Raw genomic sequence first — 20,199 nt, 5'->3', positions numbered from 1 at the left:
TAAGGTCATATGACGCTAGAAGAGGCTAAGCCTCCATCACGAACATTTGATTCTGCAAGGACGCCTTCAACACGGCCTGCGCGGTGGTTTCGACCGACAAAGCCTCGCGCGCCAGCCTCAGGTGCTTTTCCACGGTCGCCGAGGTTAGCCCCATCAGCAGCGCAATGTCCTGCGTGGTCTTGCCGTCACCCACCCATTGCAACGCCTCGCGCTGACGCTTCGTCAGGGCACGGTTCGGCGCGTTGTAGGGCAGGGTCAGGATTTTCAGGTGCGCCATGTTGTTCATCAACAGGATGTCGTCGCCATGCTCGTCCCAGACCGCATCCAGCTGGTCCTGCGTCATGTCGCCGTAATGTGCCATCGAGATCGCACCCTTGGACCGCATCGACACCGAGGTGAAGCTGATCGTGAAGCCCACGGTCGCGCCCTTTGCCCGGTTGAACTCATAGACTCGCCGTTCCTCGGCAGTCATGGTTCCGCTGGACATTGCCTCGTTGATCAGGCGCCAGCTTGCAGCACCTTCATTCTGCAGCGCCCATTTCAACATCGGCGCGTTGAAATACAGGCCCGACCGCAGAAACCCGTCCAGATATTCCTGACAATGGTTGGTCAGGATCACGAAATCCTCGGGGTCGCCAAGCGAGGTTTCGGTGCGGTATTGCGTATAGCCATAAAGCAAACGGTCAAACCCGTATTGCGCCATCTGGCGGCAATGCGCATCCCAAAGCTCTTCCAGAGTCTTTGTGTAGCTTAGAAAATTGAGATACTCGGACAGGTTCATCCCGCACTCTCCGTTCCCAAATGCGCCGCCAGCGCATCGAGCGCCAAAACGTAACTTTGCGCGCCGAAGCCGCAAATCTGACCCAACGCGACCGAGGCGATGTAGGATTTGTGCCGAAACGCCTCCCGCGCGTGGATGTTGGACAAATGAACTTCAACCATCGGAAGCGCGACCGAGGCAATCGCATCCATCAGCGCGATGGAGGTGTGGGTGTATGCCCCGGCGTTCAGAACCAGCCCGTCCTGCACACCACGTGCGCCGTGGATCGCATCGATCAGCGCCCCTTCGTGATTGGACTGGAAATGCGAAACCTCCAGCCCGACGGACGCGCCGTGGTTGGTGCATAAATCCTCGACCATCTGCAAGGTGGTACTGCCGTAAACCTCGGGCTGTCGCGTACCCAACAGATTGAGGTTCGGACCGTTCAAAACCAGTATTTTATGCATTATTCCATTGTCCCCATGTGGAATTCCTGACACGAACGGTTGGGGATGTCCACCGGGGTTTGCCCTTATGAGGCGAGTTCGCAACACCCCCCGGAGAGGCCGGGATACGCGCGGGGCTGACCCATTCAGCCCTCGTCAATGGCCACCACAACTTTGCCGAGAACGGACCGCCCGGACAAAAGCGCCAAAGCCTCGGCTGCGCGGCTAAGGGGGAACCGCTCGCTGATGCGCGGTCTGATACGGCCCGTTCCGTATAAGTCAAACAATTCGCTGATGTTTTCCGCATGGCCCTTGGGATCACGGAACACTGACGCGCCCCAGAAAACACCCACGATCTGGCAGCCTTTCAACAGCGCGAGATTGAGTGGGATGCTCGGAATCCCAGCCGGAAAGCCGACCACCAGATAGCGCCCTTTCCAAGCCATGCTGCGCAACGCCGGTTCAGCATACGCACCGCCCACCGCATCATACACGACATCAACGCCATCCCCTTTGGCCAGCGTCTTGATTTCCTTGGAAAAAGCTTTTTGGGCGTCCTTGGTCATTTCCTTGGAATAAACAATGGTCTCATCCGCTCCGATCTGGCGGCAGAATTCCGCCTTTTCCGCGGATGACACCGCCGCAATCACCCTTGCGCCCATCGCTTTGCCCAGTTCGATGGCAGCGCTTCCAACCCCGCCCGCAGCGCCCAGAATCAGCAGGGTCTCACCCGGTTGGATCGCGGCCCGGTCCTTCAGGGCGTGGTAGGACGTGCCGTAGGTGAAAATGAAACACGCGGCATCGTCATAGGGCATGGTTTCGGGCACCTTGATCGCTGACGCCGCTTTGAAGTTCAGATGCGTGGCGAACCCGCCAAAAGCGGTCAGGGCAAGGACCCTGTCGCCGACCGCAAAGCCGGTGACACCTTCGCCGATTGCCAGAACCTGGCCCGCAATCTCGCCACCCGGCGCAAAGGGGCGGGGTGGTTTCATCTGATACAGGTCCTGAATGATCAGGGTATCCGGAAAGTTCACGCCCGCTGCCTTGACGCCGACCAACAACTCCCCTTTGCCCGGCTGTGGATCAGGCAGGGTGGTGAGTTCCAGTGTCTCGGGCCCGCCCGGTGCGACGCTGAGTAATGCTTGCATGTTGATCCTGTTGCCCCTGTTATTCCCTGAAAGGGAAATTTCGGGGCAAGATCGCGCTGAGTCAACACAGGGACCCGCCGCCGCGTCGAACCCAACAGAGGAGCAGACAATGACGCCAGAAACGCTGTTTTCGCTGCACGGCAAGACCGCTTTGGTCACCGGCGGGGCCACGGGAATCGGACGCATGGCGGCAGAAGCGCTGGTTATGGCTGGTGCGCGCGTTCTGATCGCGTCGCGCAAGGGGGATGCCTGCGCCGCCGTTGCCGCCGAGTTGAATGCGATGGATGCCCCCGGCAATGCCGAGGGATTTGCCGGGGATTTGAGCAGCGAGGCGGGTATCGAGGCGCTGGCCTTGGAAATCAACACGCGCACGGACCGCCTTGATATTCTTATGAATAACGCCGGTGTCTCATGGGGCGCGCCGATCGGTCAGTTTCCGTATGACGCGTGGGATAAGGTCATGTCCGTCAACGTCGCGGGCATTTTTGAGCTGACACAGCGGCTGCTTCCCCTTTTGATGGCCTCGGCGACCGAGGATGACCCGGCCCGCGTGGTCAATGTCGGCTCGGTCATGGGCGAGGTGCCGATGGGGGACGGGGCCTACAGCTATTCGGCCTCGAAAGCCGCTGTACTGCATCTGACCAAGATCATGGCGAAAGAGCTTTCCCCGTATCACGTCACCGTCAACGCGCTGGCACCCGGCCCGTTTGTTTCGCGCATGACGGCGTTTGCCACGGAAGACGAAGGCACGCGCGCCAAGGTCGGAAAGTCGGTTCCGTTGGGACGCGTTGGCCGGGATGAGGACATCGCCGGGTGCATGCTGTTCCTGTGCGGCCGCGGCGGCAGTTACGTGACCGGCGCGGTGATACCGGTTTCCGGTGGCATCAATGTCGTGACGGCGGGCAATATCTTTGCCGAAGCTTTATGAGCGCCGTGATGAGCGACACCCCCGCCTTGGACCTAACCGCAGTCGATGCCTATCTGAGCGCCCATCTGGACGGCTACAAGGGCCCTTTGCAGGCCACCAAATTCGCAATCGGCCAGTCCAATCCGACCTTCGAACTTCGCACGCCCGATAAATCCTACGTCCTGCGCCGCAAGCCGCCGGGCGTTCTGCTGAAATCAGCCCACGCGGTCGAGCGGGAATTCCGGGTACAGCGCGCGTTGGCGGGCAGCCCCGTGCCGGTGCCCGAGATGCTGGTCCTGTGCGAGGACGAAACCGTCATCGGTTCGGCCTTTTACGTGATGGAACGTCTGGAGGGCCGGGTTTTTCTGGAACCGACCATGCAAGGCGAAAGCAATGAGACCCGAACTGCCGTCTTTGACGAGATGAACCGGGTTCTGGCCGCGTTGCATATGGTGGATATCGACGCGGTCGGGCTGGCAGATTACGGCCCGACGGGCAGCTATTTCGAACGCCAGATCTCGCGCTGGACCAAACAGTATCGTGCGTCGGAAACCTCAGTGATCGAGGATATGGATGCGCTGATCTCTGCGCTGGAAAGCTCGATCCCCGCTGATGACGGGCAGAGAACTCTGGTTCACGGAGATTATCGGATCGACAACCTGATGTTCGCCCCGGACGGAACCAATTGCATCGGCGTGCTGGATTGGGAATTGTCCACCATCGGCCACCCCTACGCCGATCTGGCCGCCGTCATCATGCAGTGGCAGCTACCGCCGGGGAAAGAGGGGCGGGGCCTTGCCGGAATTGATCGCAACGCTCTGGGGCTGCCCTGCGATCAGGCCTTTGTCGCCCAGTATTGCCAGCGGCGCGGCCTGTCCGGGATCGATAATTTCGGCTTCTATCTGGCCTTCAACTTCTTCCGCATGGCCGGGATTCTGCAGGGCGTCTACAAACGGGCATTGGACGGAAACGCATCCGACCCGAAACGGGCGCAGGCCTTTGGGGCCTATGTTCCGGTGTTTGCCCGGCACGGTCTGGCTGCGTTGAGCAGTTGATGATCACGCCTTAGCCGGGGTGGACAGTTCAAGTTCCAGATTTGCCAGGCTGTTTTTGCCAAAGAACATCTCGGACCCCAGGAACATGCTGGGCACGCCAAACACACCGCGTTTAACGGCGGCTTTGGATTGCTCTTTCAATTTCGGTTTGGTGTCCGCGCTGGCAATAGCCTCGCGTATTTTGCGAACCGGAAGGCCGTGCTCGTGCAGGATATCTGTCAACACGCCAATTTCCTCGACCTTCTGACCATGCACCCAGATCGCATCAAAGATCGCGTCTATATAATTGGTTTCCCATGATTTCCCGATTGCAAACAACGCACCCCGCATTGCGAATTTCGTGTTCATCGGAAAATGAGGACTCATGTGAAAGCTGATCCCGCGCCGCCGGGCAAACCGGTGCAGATCATGCGTCAGGTACGAGGTCTTTTTGCGGTTTTCTGAAAACGCCTCGAACGGGTTTTGGTTGTGGGTCGCTTTGAAAACGATGGGCAGAAGGACCGGAACGTAGTTGATTTCGACCTTGTGCCGCGCGGCCAAATCGGGCAGCGCCTTATACGCAAGAAACGCATTGGGGCTGCAAAAATCGTAAACAAAATCTATGCTTTGCGCCATGTTGTTCCTCCGCGCCGGGTGTCAGGTTATGTTTGGGAACTGGAAAACTGCGAATCTGTACCACAGGCAGTCTAACAGTCCGAAGACAGTTTCAGCGATAACAATGATTTTCTTGAGAAATATCTGCAAATGCGGTCAGATCGCGTGGGCAAGCGACTAAGATCGGGACAGGGGCAGTAAATGTCGGGCAATGACGTAAAACTCGATCCGGCGCGGCTGGATCGCATCCGCCCGTGGATGGAGCGCTATGTCGAGCAGCGCAAATACGCAGGCAGTTCCTTTTTGCTGAAACAACACGGGTCCGAGGTGTTTTTTCACGCTCGCGGTCAGCGCGGCATTGAAAACGATCTGCCGTTCGAGCGGGATACATTGGCGCGCATCTACTCGATGACCAAACCCGTAACCGCCGTGGCCCTGATGATGCTGGTCGAGCGCGGGCTTTTTACGCTGGACGCTCCGGTCTCGGACTTCATCCCTGAATTCAAAGGCGTGCATGCGCTGATCCCCGGTGCCGAAACGCTGGACCAGACCGAGGATGCAACCCCGCCAACCCTGCACCAGATGCTGACCCATACCAGTGGCCTCAGCTATCCGTTCAACCCCGGCATTCTGCCGGCCGCGATGGATGAACAGGACCTGTTATTCAAGCCGGATCAAGGGCTTCTGGGCGACAGAGTACGCGACCTAGCGAAGCTACCGCTGGCCTTTCAGCCGGGCCGCCGCTGGGAATACTCGGTCAGCATGGACGTTCTGGGCTACGTCATCGAGCTCACCTCGGGCCAGACGCTGGATCAGTATTTCCGCGAACACATCTTTGACCCGCTGGGGATGCACGACACTGCCTTCCGGGTGCCAAACGGGGCAGGGGACCAGTTTGCGTCGCTCTACACCCCGCTGTCCGGCGACGCGATGGCGTTGAGTTCCGCCAATCTGGGCTCGGAAACCCTGCGTCTGGTGGATCAACCCGGCGATTCACCCTTTGAACGCACCACGACATTCTCCGGTGGCGGGGGATTGATCAGCACGATCGGCGATTTTACCAAATTTGCGGAAATGCTGCGGAACCGGGGCATGGGCAACGGTCATCGGCTGCTTGGCCCGAAGATCGTGGACTTCATGATGCGCAACCACTTGCCGGGCGACATTGCCTCCATGGGACCAAGCAGTTTTGCTGAACAGCCGATGGAGGGTGTGGGCTTTGGCATCGGCGGCTCGGTGCTGCTGGACCCGGGCAGGGCTCGGGTCCCCGGCTCGGTCGGGGATTTCAGCTGGGGTGGCATGGCCTCGACCTTTTTCTGGATCGACTGGGAAAACGATCTGACGGCGGTGTTTTTCACCCAGTTGTCACCCTCAAGCTCATACCCGTCGCGGGCCGAGCTAAAGGCGCTGGTTCAGGCTGCATTGGTTGAATGATCCGACAAAGGCAGTTACCCGTTTGAAAACCCCATCGGAGACCGAACCATGACCGAAGCCGAGCGCATTCTGCTTGATCTTTTGAACGTCGAACGGCTGGAGGTCGACCTGTTTCGCGGCACCGGTTCCGGCGGTGAAACACCGATGCGGATTTTCGGCGGTCACGTAATCGCACAGGCGCTGGCCGCGGCCTACAGAACGGTGGATGACCGGCTGTGCCATTCGCTGCACGCCTATTTCATTCGGCCCGGAGACCCGAGTATTCCTGTTGTTTATCAGGTGGATAGGGCGCGGGATGGAGGTTCTTTCACCACACGGCGCGTGGTCGCGATCCAGCACGGCAAGCAGATCCTGAACATGTCGGCCTCGTTCCATATTCAGGACGAAGGATGGTCCCATCAGCATCCGATGCCCGACCTGAACCCGCCGGAAACCTATCCGTCCATAACCGAGTTGCGGAACCGCTACCTGGAACGGGTTCCCGAGCAAATGCGCGAGGAATTGATGCGTGAGCGCCCGATAGAGGTGCGAGAGGTCGATCATCTGGACCTTTACCATCCCGCGGTCTCCGATGATCGGAACCAGATCTGGTTCCGCATGGGTGCAGCGGCCTCGGCAGATGCCAAAACGCAACATCTGCTTCTGGCCTATGCCTCTGACAAGAGTCTGATGAGTTCGGGCATGCGCCCTCATGGGCTAAGCTGGTATACGGGCGAGGTGAACGGCGTCAGTCTCGACCACGCCATGTGGTTTCATTCACCCGTGCAATTCGACCAGTGGCATCTATACGCGATGGATTCGCCATGGGCGGGGCAGGGACGGAACTTTAACCGAGGGTCGATCTATTCGGAAAACGGTGATCTGGTTGCGTCGGTCGCTCAGGAAGGATTGATGCGACGGGCTCAGAAGCGGTCTTAGGTTTTTCCTGTAAACTGCTGATTTAGTTTCTGCATTCCTGCGATCCAGCGGTCATAATCCCCGGTTTTCAGCCTCATGTAGTTCAGAACCTCCGGGTGCGGCAGCACCAGAAATTGCTCGGCGCGGATGGCCTCAACGCAAGCTTCCGCGACGTCCTCAGGCTCCAGCATCCCGTCGATTGCCGCCACCGAATTCTCATGCCCGCGCGTCATTTCGGACCGCACAGCTTGCGGGCACAGAACCGAAACGCGCAGGCCCTGAGGGCCATATGTCAAAGCCAGCCACTCAGCCAATCCAACGGCGGCATGTTTGGTCACGGCATACGGTGCCGCACCGGGCTGGTTCAGCAATCCGGCCGCCGAGGCCGTCGTCAGAAGATACCCACCGCCGCGCGCGACCATCCGGGGCACCAGATGCCGCGCGGTCCAAATGTGGGACATAACGTTGATGTTCCAGATACGAGCCCAGTCGTCGTCGGGAACTTCCAGACCGCCCAAGGTCAGGATTCCGGCATTTGCGCAGAACAGATCAATCGGGGCGATGCGTTCTTCGACCTGATCGATCAAAGCTAAGATGTCGGCCTCGGACGACACATCACAGCGAATGGCGTGTCCGCCGATGGCCTTGGCGGTTAGCCGGGCACCGTCGTCTTCAATATCGGAGCAAACCACCACGCCACCTTCGCGCGCAAACCCCTGCGCAAGGCCTTTTCCGATTCCTCGGGCAGCGCCGGTGACGACAACGGTCTTTCCATGCAATTCCATTTTTTCTTCCGACAACAGGCTTTTTGGGGCATGGTACGGTGTTGGATGCGGGATTACAGAGTTATTATTTTAACATAATTACTATTATACGATTATTGGACCGCCTAAGGGGCACATTCTAAACTGGGTTGCAATTTACCCTCTATCCAACTGCCAACAAACACAAACCACGTGATTTCAACCCCTGCCCGCAGTTCTCACCCCAGCGCGTAGCCTGCGCCGCGTACCGTGCGCACCGGATCCTCGCCGCCATGTTGCGTCAGCGCTTTGCGCAGCCGACCGATATGGACATCCACGGTTCGCGTATCCACATAGATGTCGCGGCCCCAGACGCGGTCCAGCAGTTGCTCACGGCTCCAGACGCGCCCCGGCTTTTCCATGAAGGTACTCAGCAGCCGAAATTCCGTGGGTCCGAGTTTCAGCGGTTTGCTGTCGCGGCTGACCTTGTGGGTCTCGGAATCCAGAACGATATCGGCAAACTCCAGCCGCAGCCCGACTGTCGCCGGGCGAACGCGGCGCAATTGAGTGCGGACGCGCGCCATCAGTTCGATGACCGAATACGGTTTGACCACATAATCGTCAGCGCCGGTCTCAAGCCCCCGCACCTTGTCGACCTCTTCCGACCGCGCGGACAGCATGATGATCGGGATCGACCGCGTGTCCGGGCGGGTTTTCAGCCGGCGACACACTTCGATGCCACTGAGGTTGGGCATCATCCAGTCAAGCACGATGATGTCCGGGCTGTCTTCGTCCACCAGCAGCAGCGCTTCGTCGCCGTTGGCGGCTTTGGACACGCGGAAGCCTTCAGCTTCCAGGTTATAGGCCAACACCTCGCGCTGCGCGTGCTCATCCTCGACAACCAAGACAGTCGGCTGATCTGCGGACATGGTCTGCGTCTCCTAGACAGTTTGCGACGTGTTGTCGGCTTTGGGTCTGGCCTCGGTCGGACGCTCGCCGGTGACCAGATAGACCACCTGCTCGGCAATTGCGGTCACGTGATCGCCCATGCGTTCGATGTTCTTGGCGATGAAATGCAGGTGCATGCAGGCCGAAATATTGCGCGGATCTTCGGCCATGAAGGTCAGGAACTCGCGGAACAGACCGTTATACATCTGATCGACTTCCAGATCGCGCTCGATCACGTCGGCTGCCAGTTCGGCATCGCGTTGGATGTAGGCATCCAGGGCGTCGCGCAGCATCACCTCGACCTCGCGGGCCATTCGGCGCAAGGCGGCGGCGCTGCCGTTGATTTCGCCTGCATTGATCAAAACGGCCGTGCGCTTGGCGATATTCTTAGAATAATCACCGATCCGTTCCAGATTGGCCGCCACTTTCATGACCGAAAGAACCAGGCGCAAGTCGCCGGCCGTGGGCGCACGGAGCGCGATCAGGCGTGCGGTTTCCTCGTTGATCAACTCTTCCAGCGCGTCAATCGCCTTGTCCTTCCTGCGGACTTCCTGTGCGAGCTCTTCGTCACGGGATTCCAGCGAGCGCGCCGCCTCCATGATCGAGGCTTCGACAAGCCCGCCCATTTTCATGATATGCGCCTGAATAGCTTCGAGATCGCGGTCGAAGGCGGATGCAATATGCTGTTCGGTTGTGTCGGTCATGTCTGAATACCTGTGCTCAGCCGATACGGCCTGTAATGTAGCTTTCGGTGCGCGGGTCTACCGGGTTGGTGAAGATCTGACCGGTTTCCCCGAACTCGACCAGATTGCCCAGATGGAAGAACGCGGTTTTCTGGCTGACACGCGCCGCCTGCTGCATCGAGTGTGTCACGATGACAACCGAATACCGCTTGCGAAGGTCATCAATCAGCTCTTCAACCTGCGCCGTCGCAATCGGGTCCAGCGCCGAGCAAGGTTCGTCCATCAGCAGAACCTCGGGCTCGGTCGCTACGGCGCGGGCAATACACAGGCGCTGCTGTTGGCCACCCGACAGACCGGTGCCCGGAGCATCCAGACGATCCTTGACCTCATCCCAGATCGCACCGCGGCGCAAGGATTTTTCAACGATCTCATCCAGTTCCGCCTTGTTCTTGGCAAGACCGTGGATGCGCGGGCCATAGGCAACGTTGTCATAGATCGACTTGGGGAACGGGTTCGGTTTCTGGAACACCATACCCACCTTGGCGCGCAGTTGCACCGGATCGACGCGCTTGTCGTAGATATCTTCGCCGTCCAGTTTGAACGAGCCCTGAACCCGGGCCACGTCAATGGTGTCGTTCATCCGGTTCAGGCAGCGCAAAAAGGTAGACTTGCCGCAGCCCGAAGGGCCGATGAAGGCCGTTACGGTTTTGTCTTCGATGTCGACGTTGACGTCTTTGATGGCGTGGGTGTCACCGTAGTAAACTTGGCAGTCACGGCACTCCAGCTTGATTTCCTTGGTGTCCACGTCTCTCTCCACTCGTGACATGTCGTTCATTTTCGTGCCCCTCTTTACCAGCGGCGTTCAAAGCGGCGGCGCAGGATGATTGCGATAATGTTCATGGTCAGCAGGAATACCAGAAGGATGATGATCCCGCCCCAGGCTTTTTCGTAAAAGCCCACATCCGCCCGTGCGGCCCATGTGTAAATCTGGGCGGGCATGGCCGAGTTCGGCTCGGTGAAACCGGCCAGAAACCCGTCCGGGTATCCGCGCGCGACAAAGCCGACCATGCCGATCAGCAACAGCGGCGCGGTTTCCCCCAGCGCCTGCGCCAGACCGATGATTGTGCCGGTCAGGATACCGGGCGCGGCCAGCGGCAGAACATGGTGGAACACGGCCTGCATTTTCGAGGCCCCTACCCCAAGCGCCGCATCCCGGATCGACGGCGGAACCGCCTTGAGCGATGCGCGGGTCGAGATGATGATCGTCGGCAGTGTCATCAGGGTCAGCACCAGCCCGCCAACCAGCGGTGCCGATTGCGGCAGGTGCATGAACTGGATGAACACGGCCAGACCAAGGATACCGAACACGATGGAGGGCACTGCGGCGAGGTTCGAGATATTCACCTCGATCAGGTCGGTGAACCGGTTCTGCGGCGCGAATTCCTCAAGATAGATCGAAGCGGCGACACCGATCGGCAGCGACAGGCCAAGGACCACCAGCATCATGAAGAACGACCCGATGACCGAGGCGCCAATCCCCGCGCCGCCGGGGTTGTCCACGCCCGAATCCGCGCCAGTGATGAACGGCCAGTTGAACACCTGTTTGATGATACCTGCCTCTTTCAGCGCATCCACCAGATCAAGGTCGCTCTTCTGCAGGAAACGGCTGTCCTGAATGGTGTCTCGTGACACCCTGCCCTTGTAATATCCGTCAACCCGGCTGGAAGCTGCGAGGTCAAACTCCACAGATTCACCCAGCTTGTCCGGGTTTGCGCTGTAGAACTCGCGGATCGTGCCGCCGACCTTGCCCAGCAGCCGTTCAATCGCGGCATCGTCAAAATCGACGTTCAGGCCGCTTTCGGCCAGTTCTTTGTTCAATTCGGCAATGAACAAGTCCGAATAGGCTTTCGTTTTGAACAATGTCCCTTCGGCTTCTTCGCGCTGCGGTTCCGTCAGCGTGAACTCAACACTCACGACCGTGCGGGTGAAGGCCGGGATGCCCTGCGACAGGATCGATGCGAACAGGACCACCAGAAAGAACAGGCCGGTTGCGATTGCAGTGATGCCATAGGCCCGGAACCGCTTTTCCGCATTGGCACGTCTGCGCGTGCGTTCGTCTGAGGCGGTCAGCGATACCGAGCGGCGACCCGACTCGGGGGTTTGCAGGCTTGCGTCGGTCATTCGTACTGCTCCCGGTACTTACGCACGATGTAGAGGGCAAAGATGTTCAGACCCAGCGTGACGACGAACAGCGTCATGCCAAGCGCGAAGGCGACCAGCGCCTCGGGCGAGGCGAAATCGGCGTCGCCGGTCAACTGGCTGACGATTTTCGCGGTAACGGTCGTCATGGCTTCGAACGGGTTCAGGCTGAGCCGGGCCGCAGCCCCTGCCCCCAAAACCACGATCATGGTTTCCCCGATGGCGCGGGACGCCGCCAGAAGGATCGCACCGACAATGCCCGGCAAGGCCGCCGGCAGGACAACCTGACGAATGGTCTCGGACTGCGTGGCGCCCAGCCCGTAGGACCCGTCGCGCATGGCCTGCGGGACCGCGTTGATGATGTCATCGGACAGCGAGGATACGAACGGGATCAGCATGATGCCCATCACCAGACCGGCGGTCATCACAGCTGTGCCTGCCTTCATCCAGCCCAGCCCGTCATCGCCGAACACGCCCAGCAGCAGCGGGCCGACGGTCAGCAGGGCGAACAGGCCGTATACGATGGTCGGAATACCGGCCAGAACCTCGAGCAGCGGTTTGGCGACAGAGCGCACCCGCGGCGAGGCATACTCGCTCAGGTAAATTGCGGCCAACAGGCCGATAGGAACGGCCACCAGAAGGGCGACCAAAGAGATATAGAACGTCCCCCACAGCAACGGGATGATCCCCAGCGCGGACGAGCCACCCCGGCCAGAAAAGCTGGGGGCCCAGGTCGTTCCGAAAAAGAAGTCGGTCGCGGGGTAAAGCTTGAAGAACTCCCACGTGTTGAAGACCAGCGACAACACGATGCCCACCGTGGTCAGGACCGCAACCGATGCCGCTGCCAGCAACAGGACGCGCACGCCCTGCTCGACCACGTTGCGGGCGCGGTATTCCGAATGGGTCTGCCACCAGCTGAACGCCGCGCCGATCAAAGCGACCAGCAGAATAACCGCTGACATGAATGCATACCCGGTCGCGTTCATGACCCGGTAGCTCTGCGCCGCGTGCAGCACGGGTTGAGTGATGTCCGAGGTCACGACCTGCCCTGCGTCTTTCAGCAATTGGGTCACCTCGGCGATATCGGCATTTGGATCGCCTGCCGCACTCGCGCTCAGCAGATCTTGAGCGACGGCGTTGTCCAGCCCACTGGCCGTCCGGCGCACCTCGGCCATGACAAGGCTAAGGGATGACCCTTCCGCCACCGCTGTTTCGGGGATCATCGCTGATATCCGGGAATTCACGAAGAGCGGCTGCACCAGCAACCACACAATCAACAAACCCAAGGCAGGGACAAGGGTCTTCAAGGCGACGTTTGCACCATAAAAGACAGGCAGTGAATGCAGATCGCGGCTGTCGCCTCCGGCGCTTTGCAAAGCGCGCGCGCGTCCCAGCACATATCCGACAGCAGAGATCGCGATGACGATCAGGAAAAGCCAAATTATCGGCATGACACCCCCACGTGTCCTGGTTTGGATTTGGAAAAGATGCTTGGGGGCGACACCCGTGGCCGCCCCCAAAAACGTCAGACCGGCGTAAGGCTTAGCTGCCCGAGCCCATTGTCTCTTCGTTGGCAATGGCGTCCTGAGTTTTGGCCAGTTCAGGATCAGCAACCAGGCCGTAGTTGGCCAGAGGGCCGGAACCGCCTGCGATTTCGTCAGCAGTGAAGAACTGAGCGTATTCTTTCAGGCCGGGGATCACGCCGATATGTGCTTTCTTGACGTAGAAGAACAGCGGGCGCGACACGGGGTATTCACCCGACGCGATGGTCTCGGTCGACGGTGCAACGCCGCCCATGGTGGCCACTTTCAGCTTGTCGGTGTTGTTCTCGTAGAACGCCAGACCAAACACGCCGATGCCGTTCGGGTTGGTGTCGATACGGGCCAGCGTTTCGGTGTAGTCACCGTCAATGTCGACCGACTTGCCGTCTGCGCGCACGTCCAGGCATGCGTCTTCGGCGTCATCTTCGCTCATGCCGCCAGCGATCATGGCTTCCATTGCGCCGGTGGATTCACAACCGGCCAGCAGAACCTTGTCTTCGAACACTTCACGGGTACCGTGCTTGGTGCCCGGGATGAACATGGCGATTTCAACGTCCGGCAGGTCGCCGTTGAACTCGGCCCAGTTGTTGAAGCTGTTGTCGACCAGCGCGCCGTCTTTCATGACTTTTGCGCCGATGGCGTTGTAGATGTCAGCAGGCTGGAACGCAGTGAAGGCAGGGCCCGACTGCTGGCTTGCAAAGACGATGCCGTCATAACCGATGCGGACTTCCATGATGTCGGTCACGCCGTTTTCGGCACAGGCTTTGATCTCTTTTTCGCGGATCGCGCGCGACGCGTTTGCAACGTCGATGGTGTTTTCGCCAACGCCTTCGCAGAAACGCTTCAGACCAGCGGACGAGCCACCCGATTCTACAACCGGTGTCGGGAAGTCGGTGTTTTCACCAAACAGTTCTGCGACGATCGAAGCGTATGGCAGCACAGTCGACGAGCCTGCAACCTGAACGTTGTCACGAGCAGCAGCTGTGGTGGCCGATACGGCAGCGATGGCAAGTGCCGAAGCCGACAGTTTTACAAAGGACATTTCAGTCTCCCTGAAAAAGGTACATTCTGATCACCCCCATGATGATCCTGGGCGAACCCCTAGGGGTCGTGCGTAAGCCTTTTGTGACAAGTGTGTAACGCTTTTATGACAAGACCGAATTTACTTTCGTTTTCCTGTCGTCAACTGACGGTCACCATTCTTCGAACTGGAGGCGCCAGAAAAGATAGCCGCATTCACAGGGGCAAAATGACTGTAAAAACCGAACCTTCGCCCAACTCGCTCTCAACACGCAGACGCCCGCGGTGCCTATTGACGATATGCTTGACGATGGCCAGCCCAAGCCCGGTTCCGCCCAGTTCACGTGAACGGTGGCTGTCGGCGCGATAGAATCGCTCGGTGAGTCGCGGCAGATGCACGGGATCGATTCCCGGACCTTTGTCGATGATCTGAACCCGCACGGCCGGACCGCGCATGGCGGTGTCCCGTTCCGAGTACATAACGTTCATTGCGACGCTGCCCCCGCCGCCGCCGTACTTGATCGCGTTTTCGACCAGATTGGTGAACACCTGCCGCAACTGATCGCTGTCACCGGTTATTGAAACCGGCCCCTCATGCGCGCTGAGCGACAAGGCCACCCCCGCATCCTCGGCCAGGGGTTTCAGTGAATTCAGGGTCGATTGCAGAAGACCCGTCAGTTCAAGTTGTTCTTTGGGGCGGACGCGTTCCTTGCTTTCCACCCGGCTGAGGGACAGAAGATCGCCCACCAGCCGGTTCATCCGGTTGGCCTCCTCGGCCATGATCCCCAGAAAGCGCTCTTGCGCGGCGACATCATCGCGTGCCGGGCCGCGCAGGGTTTCGATGAACCCCATCAGCGCGGTCAGCGGTGTGCGCAGTTCATGGCTGACATTGGCTACAAAATCGCGGCGCATCTGGCTGGCCTGCTCAAGATGCGTGACATCCTGAAAGATCGCCAGCGACGCACCGCCTGACACCGCCCCGACCCCGTCCATGTACCGAAACTGAACGTCGAAGGTCGTGTCCTGCGCGCCGTCGTTTGACAAATGCCGGGTCTCGGACGGGCCCTTTGTGCGCAGGCTTTGCTCCATCGCTTCGATGACCTGAGGCTGCCTGAGGATTGTGGCGAAATGCCTGCCTTCAATGTTCTGCCCCAGCAGGGTCCTGGCATCGATATTGGCGGCAATGATCCGCTCGGTCTGATCGACCATCAGCGCGGGCATCGGAATGGCCGAGACAAATTCGGCAAGCAGGTCGTCAGACATTTTCGTTACTCAAAGATGAATACCTGCGCCCTATCCCACGGGTTTCATAGTTTCGCGAAACATGCGCATGTTTTCCTGATAATGCAGCGCGCTGAGCATCAGGTTTTGCGCCATCGCAGCGTCCACGCTGCGAACGACCTTGCCGGGCGATCCCATGACCAGCGAGTTGTCGGGGATTTCCTTACCCTCGGTGATCAAAGCCCCGGCGCCGATCAGGCAGTTCCTGCCGATCCTGGCCCCGTTCAGAACGATGGCCCCCATTCCAATCAGAGTGTTTTCGCCAATCGTGCAGCCGTGCAGCATGACCTTGTGGCCGATGGTGCAGTTCGGTCCAATGGTCAGCGGATAGCCTGCATCGATATGCATGACGCAGTTTTCCTGCACATTGCTGCCCTGCCCCACGCGGATTTCCTCGTGATCGGCGCGGATGGTGCAGCCAAACCAGACGGACGCGCCCTGTTCCAGAACCACCTTGCCGATCAGATTGGCATCCGGCGCGACCCAGGTGTCCTCGTGAATCTGCGGTGTGTGCTCACCCAGCGCGTAAATTGTCATGACAGTCCCTCGAATTGGTTTTGCAGTTGCCGAACGTGGTTTTGCAAGGACGGTTGCTGAATGCGGCGCATGCGTTCGGCGCTGACAATGGTTTTCAGCTTGTCCTCGGTGGAATCCAGATCGTCATTGACCAGAACGTAATCGTAATAGCCCCAGTGGCTGATCTCATCCCAGCTTTTCAGCATGCGCTTGGCGATCACGTCTTCGCTGTCCTGCCCGCGCGTCTCCAACCGGCGGCGCAGCTCGGGGATCGAGGGCGGCAGGATGAAGATCGACAGCGCGTGTTTGCCCAGATCAGAATTGCGGATCTGCACCTCGCCCTGCCAGTCCACGTCAAACAGAACATCGCGCCCCGAGTTGATCGAGTCGCGCACCGGACCGGCAGGCGAGCCGTAGAAGTTGCCGAAGACGTGGGCATGTTCCAACATTTGCCCATCGCGGACCTGCTGTTTGAACGCGTCTTCCGTCAGGAAGAAGTATTCGCGGCCATGTTCCTCGCCCGGACGCGGCGCGCGGGTTGTGGCAGAAACCGAGAACTCCAGATCGGTGTCCCAGGCCATCAAGCGGCGGGCCAGAGTGGATTTGCCCGCACCGGACGGCGATGACAGGATGATAAGTAGGCCGCGACGATCCGCCATGTCACTGGTTCCCTTGTTCATTCAACGTTTTGTACCTGCTCGCGCATCTGGTCGATCACGGCCTTCAGTTCCAGCCCAACCGAGGTCAGCTCGGCGCTTTGCGCTTTCGAGCACAGCGTGTTGGCCTCGCGATTGAACTCCTGCATCAGGAAATCCAGTTTGCGGCCAACCGCGCCGTTCTGGGTCAGCAGGTCGCTGGCAGCTGCCACGTGGGCGGTCAGGCGGTCGATTTCTTCGGTGATATCGGCCTTGACCGCGATCAGCGCCAGTTCCTGCGCCACCCGGTCCGGGTCGGCCCCCTGCGCGTTGTCCATCACGCGGGCGAGGTTTTCGCGCAGCGCGTCGGCCATCTTGTCCTTGCGTTTCTCGGCCAGATCAGCCGCCTGCGCGGTAAGCGCCGCAACCTGATCCAACTGGGTCGTAAGAACGCCGGCCAAGGCCTCACCCTCCGTCCCGCGCATCTCGATGAAGGCGGCCAGCAGCGGGGCAAATTCCCTGGTCAGATGCGCGACCAGCGGGGCCGGGTCGTCGGCCTCATTCCCCGCCTCCATCATGCCTTTCATCGCTAGTAGATCAGCCGCACACGACGGCGCAAGCGTAATTCCGCGCGCGGCGGCCATGTCCTGCGTTTGCGCCAGAGCATCCAGTGCAGCGGTCATCACGGTTTCGTTCAGCGCCAGATCGGGCGTGGATTCATCGCGGCTGATCCGCATGGACAGGGTGACGTTTCCCCGGCTCAGCGATTTCGACAGGGTCGCGCGCAAGACGGCCTCGAGCCCGGTCAGCCAGTCCGGAACGCGAATGCGCATGTCCAGACCTTTGCCGTTCACGCTGCGCAATTCCCACGTCCAGCTATGCGGCCCGAATTCACCCTTCCCCGAGGCGAACCCGGTCATGGATTTGATCATGACTGCCCTTCCTTATTCTGCCGTATTGCTGCCCGCTTGCTGCACCTAATGCTATTGGGCCATGCAGGGCAAGACTCTGCTGAGACTGCGATTGTTCGGCAGTGGTTAACCATTCGTTAAGGAATTGCTCCAAAATAGACTTAACCCGTGTCAATCTGGCGACAGGACATGCAGTTGCGCCATGGATGCACCCGATGTGTTGCATTGTATTAAAATGGCAATCGGTTGATGCTAGGGTTATGAAAATGAAAACCTTTTTCGGGATTGGTTCCGGGTCATAATTTGGAAAGATCGTTGCTATGGATCGCTTTGACAGTGGGCGCAGCCTCTCGCCGATCCGACAGGCCGAGGCTTATTGGTCCGCCCTGTTAACAGGTGACGGTGTGCCGATGCGGTCGCAGATCGACCCGCGTGGATTAGAGAATGTACTGGAATACACATTCATACTGGAACGCATCGCGCCCGGTCTGGCGCGGTTCCGATTGGCCGGAAGCCACATGAACAAACTGGCCGGGATGGAGGTGCGGGGGATGCCGTTGACCTCATTCTTTGAACCCGAAGGCCGTGCGGCAATCAAGGACACGCTGGAACAGGTTTTCGCGGCCCCGGCAATTGCCGAGCTTGGGCTGGTGTCCGGCGGCGCGATGGGGCGCCCGCGTCTGCAGGCACGCATGATCCTGTTGCCGCTGAAAAGCGATCTTGGGGATGTCAGCCGGGTGTTGGGCGTTATGGTCAGCGACGGCACCATCGGCCCCACGCCGCGCCGCTTTTCCGTCGCGGATACGCGGATCAAGGCCGTGTCCGAGGTTCAGGCCCCCACAAAACCGACCGTTCAAGAGGCTGAAGGCTTCGCCGAAGATCAGGCTGAATTCAAAAACCCCGCCAGCCACCTGCGGCTGGTCTTTTCCCGAGACGAATAAAAAACGGCGAGCCATCGGCCCGCCGTTTCCTTTTCATCTGCAAAAGCGATCAGCCTGCGGCGCGTTTTGAACCGTTCCGGCGCAGGTTGGTCAGTTCCTCTGCCACCAGGAATGCCAGTTCCAGCGATTGCGACGCGTTCAGGCGCGGATCGCAGGCCGTGTGGTACCGGTCCGACAGGTCCTCTTCGGTCACGGCGCGTACACCACCTGTGCACTCGGTGACGTCCAGACCGGTCATCTCGAAATGCACACCGCCGGGGACGGTACCCTCGGCCTGATGCACACCGAAGAAGTCGCGCACTTCGCGCAGCACCGAGTCGAACGGACGGGTTTTATACCCCGTGGCCGACTTAATGGTGTTGCCGTGCATCGGGTCACAGACCCAGGTGACCTTGGCCCCCTCTTCCTTGACGGCCTTGACCAGACGCGGCAGATGCTCGCCCGCTTTGCCCGCCCCGAACCGAGCGATCAGGGTCAGGCGACCCTCTTCGTTTTCGGGGTTCAGTTTGGACATCAGAACCTTCAGGTCCTCGGCGGTTGTTGTCGGGCCGCATTTCAGACCGATAGGGTTCTGCACGCCGCGGCAGAATTCCACATGCGCGCCGTCGGGCTGACGCGTGCGGTCGCCGATCCAGATCATGTGGCCCGAGCCCGCCAGCCAGTTGCCCGATGTGGAATCGAGACGGGTCAGCGCCTCTTCATATTCCAGCAGCAGGCCTTCGTGGCTGGTGTAGAACTCGACAGTCGAGAACTCGTGCGTGGTGTCCGCCGTGATCCCTGCCGCTTCCATGAAGTCGATGGTGTCCTGAATGCGGTCGGCGATTTCCGAGTATTTCTGCACGTCCTGCTCATCCGTGAACCCGAGGGTCCAGGAATGCACGCGGCTCATATCGGCGAATCCACCGGTCGAAAAGGCACGCAGCAGGTTCAGCGTGGCCGCTGCCTGTGTGTAAGCCTGCAGCATCTTGCCGGGATTCGGAATCCGCGCTTCCGGCGTGAAGGCCAGTTCGTTGATGATGTCACCCCGGTAGCTGGGCAGTTCCACGCCATTCACCACTTCGGTCGGCGCGCTGCGCGGCTTGGCAAACTGGCCCGCCATACGGCCCACTTTCACCACCGGCACCTTGGCACCATAAGTCAGCACCATCGCCATCTGCAGCATCACCTTGAACGTATCCCGGATCGCGTCCGCGCTGAATTGTTCAAAGCTTTCAGCGCAATCCCCACCCTGCAACAGGAACGCTTCGCCGCGACCGGCGGCCCCCAGATGTTGCTTGAGACGCCGCGCCTCGCCCGCAAAGACCAGCGGGGGATACTGCGAAAGCTGGGCCTCGACTTTGGCAAGCGCGGCCGCGTCGGTATAGTCTGGCATCTGAACCCGGGGCTTGTTGCGCCAGTTCGATTTTTGCCATTCGGTCATAGCTTTGATCTCCGCTGAAGTATTCAGGTGGTCTCTATACAAAATGCTTTGATGAGTGACCATATCCCATTTGCGCCTCTTGACGGCGCAAACAAGCTTTGATCATGGTGGCTGCCAAAT

Annotated in this window: 21 protein-coding genes; 5 read left to right on the top strand and 16 right to left on the bottom strand. The window is 59.5% G+C overall.

All coding sequences use genetic code 11. From position 1 onward, the window contains the following. Positions 1-25: 25 nt before the first annotated feature. From ACR0K1_RS05385 to ACR0K1_RS05375, 3 genes are all read right to left on the bottom strand, one after another. Positions 26-781 (bottom strand): autoinducer binding domain-containing protein, encoded by a 756-nt coding sequence (locus ACR0K1_RS05385; RefSeq protein WP_480610903.1) that lies wholly within the window; start codon positions 779-781, stop codon positions 26-28. After that, the gene (gene aroQ / locus ACR0K1_RS05380; RefSeq protein ID WP_480849134.1) at positions 778-1,227 is read right to left on the bottom strand and encodes a type II 3-dehydroquinate dehydratase; all 450 of its coding nucleotides are present in this window, start codon (positions 1,225-1,227) and stop codon (positions 778-780) included. Before aroQ ends, ACR0K1_RS05385 begins: the two co-directional genes overlap by 4 nt. A gap of 125 nt (positions 1,228-1,352) precedes the next feature. Continuing rightward, positions 1,353-2,354 carry an NADPH:quinone oxidoreductase family protein gene (locus ACR0K1_RS05375; RefSeq protein ID WP_480849131.1) on the bottom strand — a complete coding sequence of 334 codons (1,002 nt, stop codon included), beginning with the start codon at positions 2,352-2,354 and terminating at the stop codon, positions 1,353-1,355. 109 nt (positions 2,355-2,463) lie between these two features. Between ACR0K1_RS05375 and ACR0K1_RS05370 the strand changes: the two genes are divergently transcribed. Both ACR0K1_RS05370 and ACR0K1_RS05365 read left to right on the top strand, forming a co-directional pair. Next, positions 2,464-3,282, top strand: a complete 819-nt coding sequence (locus ACR0K1_RS05370; protein WP_480610911.1) for an SDR family NAD(P)-dependent oxidoreductase — start codon at positions 2,464-2,466, stop codon at positions 3,280-3,282. A 5-nt stretch (positions 3,283-3,287) separates the two neighbouring features. Continuing rightward, on the top strand, positions 3,288-4,316 hold the full coding sequence (locus tag ACR0K1_RS05365; protein WP_480849484.1) for a phosphotransferase family protein: 1,029 nt from the start codon (positions 3,288-3,290) through the stop codon (positions 4,314-4,316). 3 nt (positions 4,317-4,319) lie between these two features. Here the strand turns inward: ACR0K1_RS05365 and ACR0K1_RS05360 are convergent, their stop codons facing one another. Further along, entirely contained in the window at positions 4,320-4,931 is a 612-nt protein-coding gene (locus ACR0K1_RS05360; protein ID WP_480849129.1) for a DsbA family protein, read from the bottom strand. 180 nt (positions 4,932-5,111) lie between these two features. Between ACR0K1_RS05360 and ACR0K1_RS05355 the strand changes: the two genes are divergently transcribed. Beyond that, complete coding sequence (locus ACR0K1_RS05355) at positions 5,112-6,344, top strand: serine hydrolase domain-containing protein (protein ID WP_480610916.1); 1,233 nt, start codon at positions 5,112-5,114, stop codon at positions 6,342-6,344. Between the two features lie 48 nt (positions 6,345-6,392). Then, complete coding sequence (locus ACR0K1_RS05350) at positions 6,393-7,262, top strand: acyl-CoA thioesterase (protein WP_480849126.1); 870 nt, start codon at positions 6,393-6,395, stop codon at positions 7,260-7,262. Here the strand turns inward: ACR0K1_RS05350 and ACR0K1_RS05345 are convergent. From ACR0K1_RS05345 to ACR0K1_RS05295, 11 genes are all read right to left on the bottom strand, one after another. Continuing rightward, a complete protein-coding gene (locus ACR0K1_RS05345; RefSeq protein WP_480610922.1) occupies positions 7,259-8,026 on the bottom strand; it encodes an SDR family oxidoreductase in 768 nt (255 codons plus the stop codon). The genes ACR0K1_RS05350 and ACR0K1_RS05345 overlap by 4 nt on opposite strands. Before the next feature lie 197 nt (positions 8,027-8,223). Beyond that, the gene (phoB, locus tag ACR0K1_RS05340) at positions 8,224-8,913 is read right to left on the bottom strand and encodes a phosphate regulon transcriptional regulator PhoB (RefSeq protein WP_480610925.1); all 690 of its coding nucleotides are present in this window, start codon (positions 8,911-8,913) and stop codon (positions 8,224-8,226) included. A gap of 12 nt (positions 8,914-8,925) precedes the next feature. Then, the gene (gene phoU, locus ACR0K1_RS05335) at positions 8,926-9,636 is read right to left on the bottom strand and encodes a phosphate signaling complex protein PhoU (RefSeq protein ID WP_480849123.1); all 711 of its coding nucleotides are present in this window, start codon (positions 9,634-9,636) and stop codon (positions 8,926-8,928) included. Positions 9,637-9,652: 16 nt separating this feature from the next. Further along, positions 9,653-10,450 (bottom strand): phosphate ABC transporter ATP-binding protein PstB, encoded by a 798-nt coding sequence (pstB, locus tag ACR0K1_RS05330; RefSeq protein ID WP_480610930.1) that lies wholly within the window; start codon positions 10,448-10,450, stop codon positions 9,653-9,655. Between the two features lie 14 nt (positions 10,451-10,464). Next, a complete protein-coding gene (gene pstA, locus ACR0K1_RS05325; RefSeq protein WP_480849119.1) occupies positions 10,465-11,796 on the bottom strand; it encodes a phosphate ABC transporter permease PstA in 1,332 nt (443 codons plus the stop codon). Continuing rightward, on the bottom strand, positions 11,793-13,265 hold the full coding sequence (gene pstC / locus ACR0K1_RS05320; protein ID WP_480610934.1) for a phosphate ABC transporter permease subunit PstC: 1,473 nt from the start codon (positions 13,263-13,265) through the stop codon (positions 11,793-11,795). The genes pstA and pstC overlap by 4 nt, the downstream gene beginning before the upstream one ends. Before the next feature lie 91 nt (positions 13,266-13,356). Beyond that, positions 13,357-14,397: a substrate-binding domain-containing protein gene (locus ACR0K1_RS05315; RefSeq protein ID WP_480610936.1), complete on the bottom strand. Its 1,041-nt coding sequence runs from the start codon at positions 14,395-14,397 to the stop codon at positions 13,357-13,359. Positions 14,398-14,591: 194 nt separating this feature from the next. After that, positions 14,592-15,638, bottom strand: coding sequence for an ATP-binding protein (locus ACR0K1_RS05310; protein ID WP_480610938.1), 1,047 nt, complete (start codon positions 15,636-15,638; stop codon positions 14,592-14,594). A gap of 30 nt (positions 15,639-15,668) precedes the next feature. Then, on the bottom strand, positions 15,669-16,193 hold the full coding sequence (locus ACR0K1_RS05305) for a gamma carbonic anhydrase family protein (protein ID WP_480849116.1): 525 nt from the start codon (positions 16,191-16,193) through the stop codon (positions 15,669-15,671). Further along, positions 16,190-16,831, bottom strand: coding sequence for a guanylate kinase (gmk, locus tag ACR0K1_RS05300; protein ID WP_480849113.1), 642 nt, complete (start codon positions 16,829-16,831; stop codon positions 16,190-16,192). The genes ACR0K1_RS05305 and gmk overlap by 4 nt, the downstream gene beginning before the upstream one ends. Positions 16,832-16,848: 17 nt before the next feature. Further along, complete coding sequence (locus ACR0K1_RS05295) at positions 16,849-17,739, bottom strand: YicC/YloC family endoribonuclease (protein ID WP_480849111.1); 891 nt, start codon at positions 17,737-17,739, stop codon at positions 16,849-16,851. 299 nt (positions 17,740-18,038) lie between these two features. On the opposite strand from ACR0K1_RS05295, the gene ACR0K1_RS05290 reads away from it, so the two are divergent. Next, on the top strand, positions 18,039-18,659 hold the full coding sequence (locus tag ACR0K1_RS05290) for a PAS domain-containing protein (RefSeq protein WP_480610948.1): 621 nt from the start codon (positions 18,039-18,041) through the stop codon (positions 18,657-18,659). A 49-nt stretch (positions 18,660-18,708) separates the two neighbouring features. Here ACR0K1_RS05290 and ACR0K1_RS05285 read toward each other — a convergent pair whose 3' ends face one another. Further along, a complete protein-coding gene (locus tag ACR0K1_RS05285; RefSeq protein WP_480610951.1) occupies positions 18,709-20,079 on the bottom strand; it encodes a class II 3-deoxy-7-phosphoheptulonate synthase in 1,371 nt (456 codons plus the stop codon). Positions 20,080-20,199 lie beyond the last annotated feature (120 nt).

Source organism: Ruegeria sp. F5 (assembly GCF_056533845.1).
The sequence above is the reverse complement of the archived record's forward strand: the minus strand, read 5'-3'. Positions and strand labels throughout refer to the sequence as shown.

Excerpts from the sequence above, each read along its gene's own strand:
- gmk (WP_480849113.1), bottom strand. The coding sequence starts at position 16,831 with ATGGCGGATCGTCGCGGCCTACTTATCATCCTGTCATCGCCGTCCGGT.
- ACR0K1_RS05375 (WP_480849131.1), bottom strand. The coding sequence starts at position 2,354 with ATGCAAGCATTACTCAGCGTCGCACCGGGCGGGCCCGAGACACTGGAA.
- ACR0K1_RS05285 (WP_480610951.1), bottom strand. The coding sequence starts at position 20,079 with ATGACCGAATGGCAAAAATCGAACTGGCGCAACAAGCCCCGGGTTCAG.
- pstA (WP_480849119.1), bottom strand. The coding sequence starts at position 11,796 with ATGACCGACGCAAGCCTGCAAACCCCCGAGTCGGGTCGCCGCTCGGTA.
- ACR0K1_RS05370 (WP_480610911.1), top strand. The coding sequence starts at position 2,464 with ATGACGCCAGAAACGCTGTTTTCGCTGCACGGCAAGACCGCTTTGGTC.
- ACR0K1_RS05345 (WP_480610922.1), bottom strand. The coding sequence starts at position 8,026 with ATGGAATTGCATGGAAAGACCGTTGTCGTCACCGGCGCTGCCCGAGGA.
- ACR0K1_RS05360 (WP_480849129.1), bottom strand. The coding sequence starts at position 4,931 with ATGGCGCAAAGCATAGATTTTGTTTACGATTTTTGCAGCCCCAATGCG.
- ACR0K1_RS05315 (WP_480610936.1), bottom strand. The coding sequence starts at position 14,397 with ATGTCCTTTGTAAAACTGTCGGCTTCGGCACTTGCCATCGCTGCCGTA.
- ACR0K1_RS05355 (WP_480610916.1), top strand. The coding sequence starts at position 5,112 with ATGTCGGGCAATGACGTAAAACTCGATCCGGCGCGGCTGGATCGCATC.
- ACR0K1_RS05305 (WP_480849116.1), bottom strand. The coding sequence starts at position 16,193 with ATGACAATTTACGCGCTGGGTGAGCACACACCGCAGATTCACGAGGAC.
- ACR0K1_RS05385 (WP_480610903.1), bottom strand. The coding sequence starts at position 781 with ATGAACCTGTCCGAGTATCTCAATTTTCTAAGCTACACAAAGACTCTG.
- aroQ (WP_480849134.1), bottom strand. The coding sequence starts at position 1,227 with ATGCATAAAATACTGGTTTTGAACGGTCCGAACCTCAATCTGTTGGGT.
- ACR0K1_RS05290 (WP_480610948.1), top strand. The coding sequence starts at position 18,039 with ATGGATCGCTTTGACAGTGGGCGCAGCCTCTCGCCGATCCGACAGGCC.
- phoU (WP_480849123.1), bottom strand. The coding sequence starts at position 9,636 with ATGACCGACACAACCGAACAGCATATTGCATCCGCCTTCGACCGCGAT.
- pstB (WP_480610930.1), bottom strand. The coding sequence starts at position 10,450 with ATGAACGACATGTCACGAGTGGAGAGAGACGTGGACACCAAGGAAATC.
- pstC (WP_480610934.1), bottom strand. The coding sequence starts at position 13,265 with ATGCCGATAATTTGGCTTTTCCTGATCGTCATCGCGATCTCTGCTGTC.
- ACR0K1_RS05310 (WP_480610938.1), bottom strand. The coding sequence starts at position 15,638 with ATGTCTGACGACCTGCTTGCCGAATTTGTCTCGGCCATTCCGATGCCC.
- ACR0K1_RS05295 (WP_480849111.1), bottom strand. The coding sequence starts at position 17,739 with ATGATCAAATCCATGACCGGGTTCGCCTCGGGGAAGGGTGAATTCGGG.
- ACR0K1_RS05350 (WP_480849126.1), top strand. The coding sequence starts at position 6,393 with ATGACCGAAGCCGAGCGCATTCTGCTTGATCTTTTGAACGTCGAACGG.
- phoB (WP_480610925.1), bottom strand. The coding sequence starts at position 8,913 with ATGTCCGCAGATCAGCCGACTGTCTTGGTTGTCGAGGATGAGCACGCG.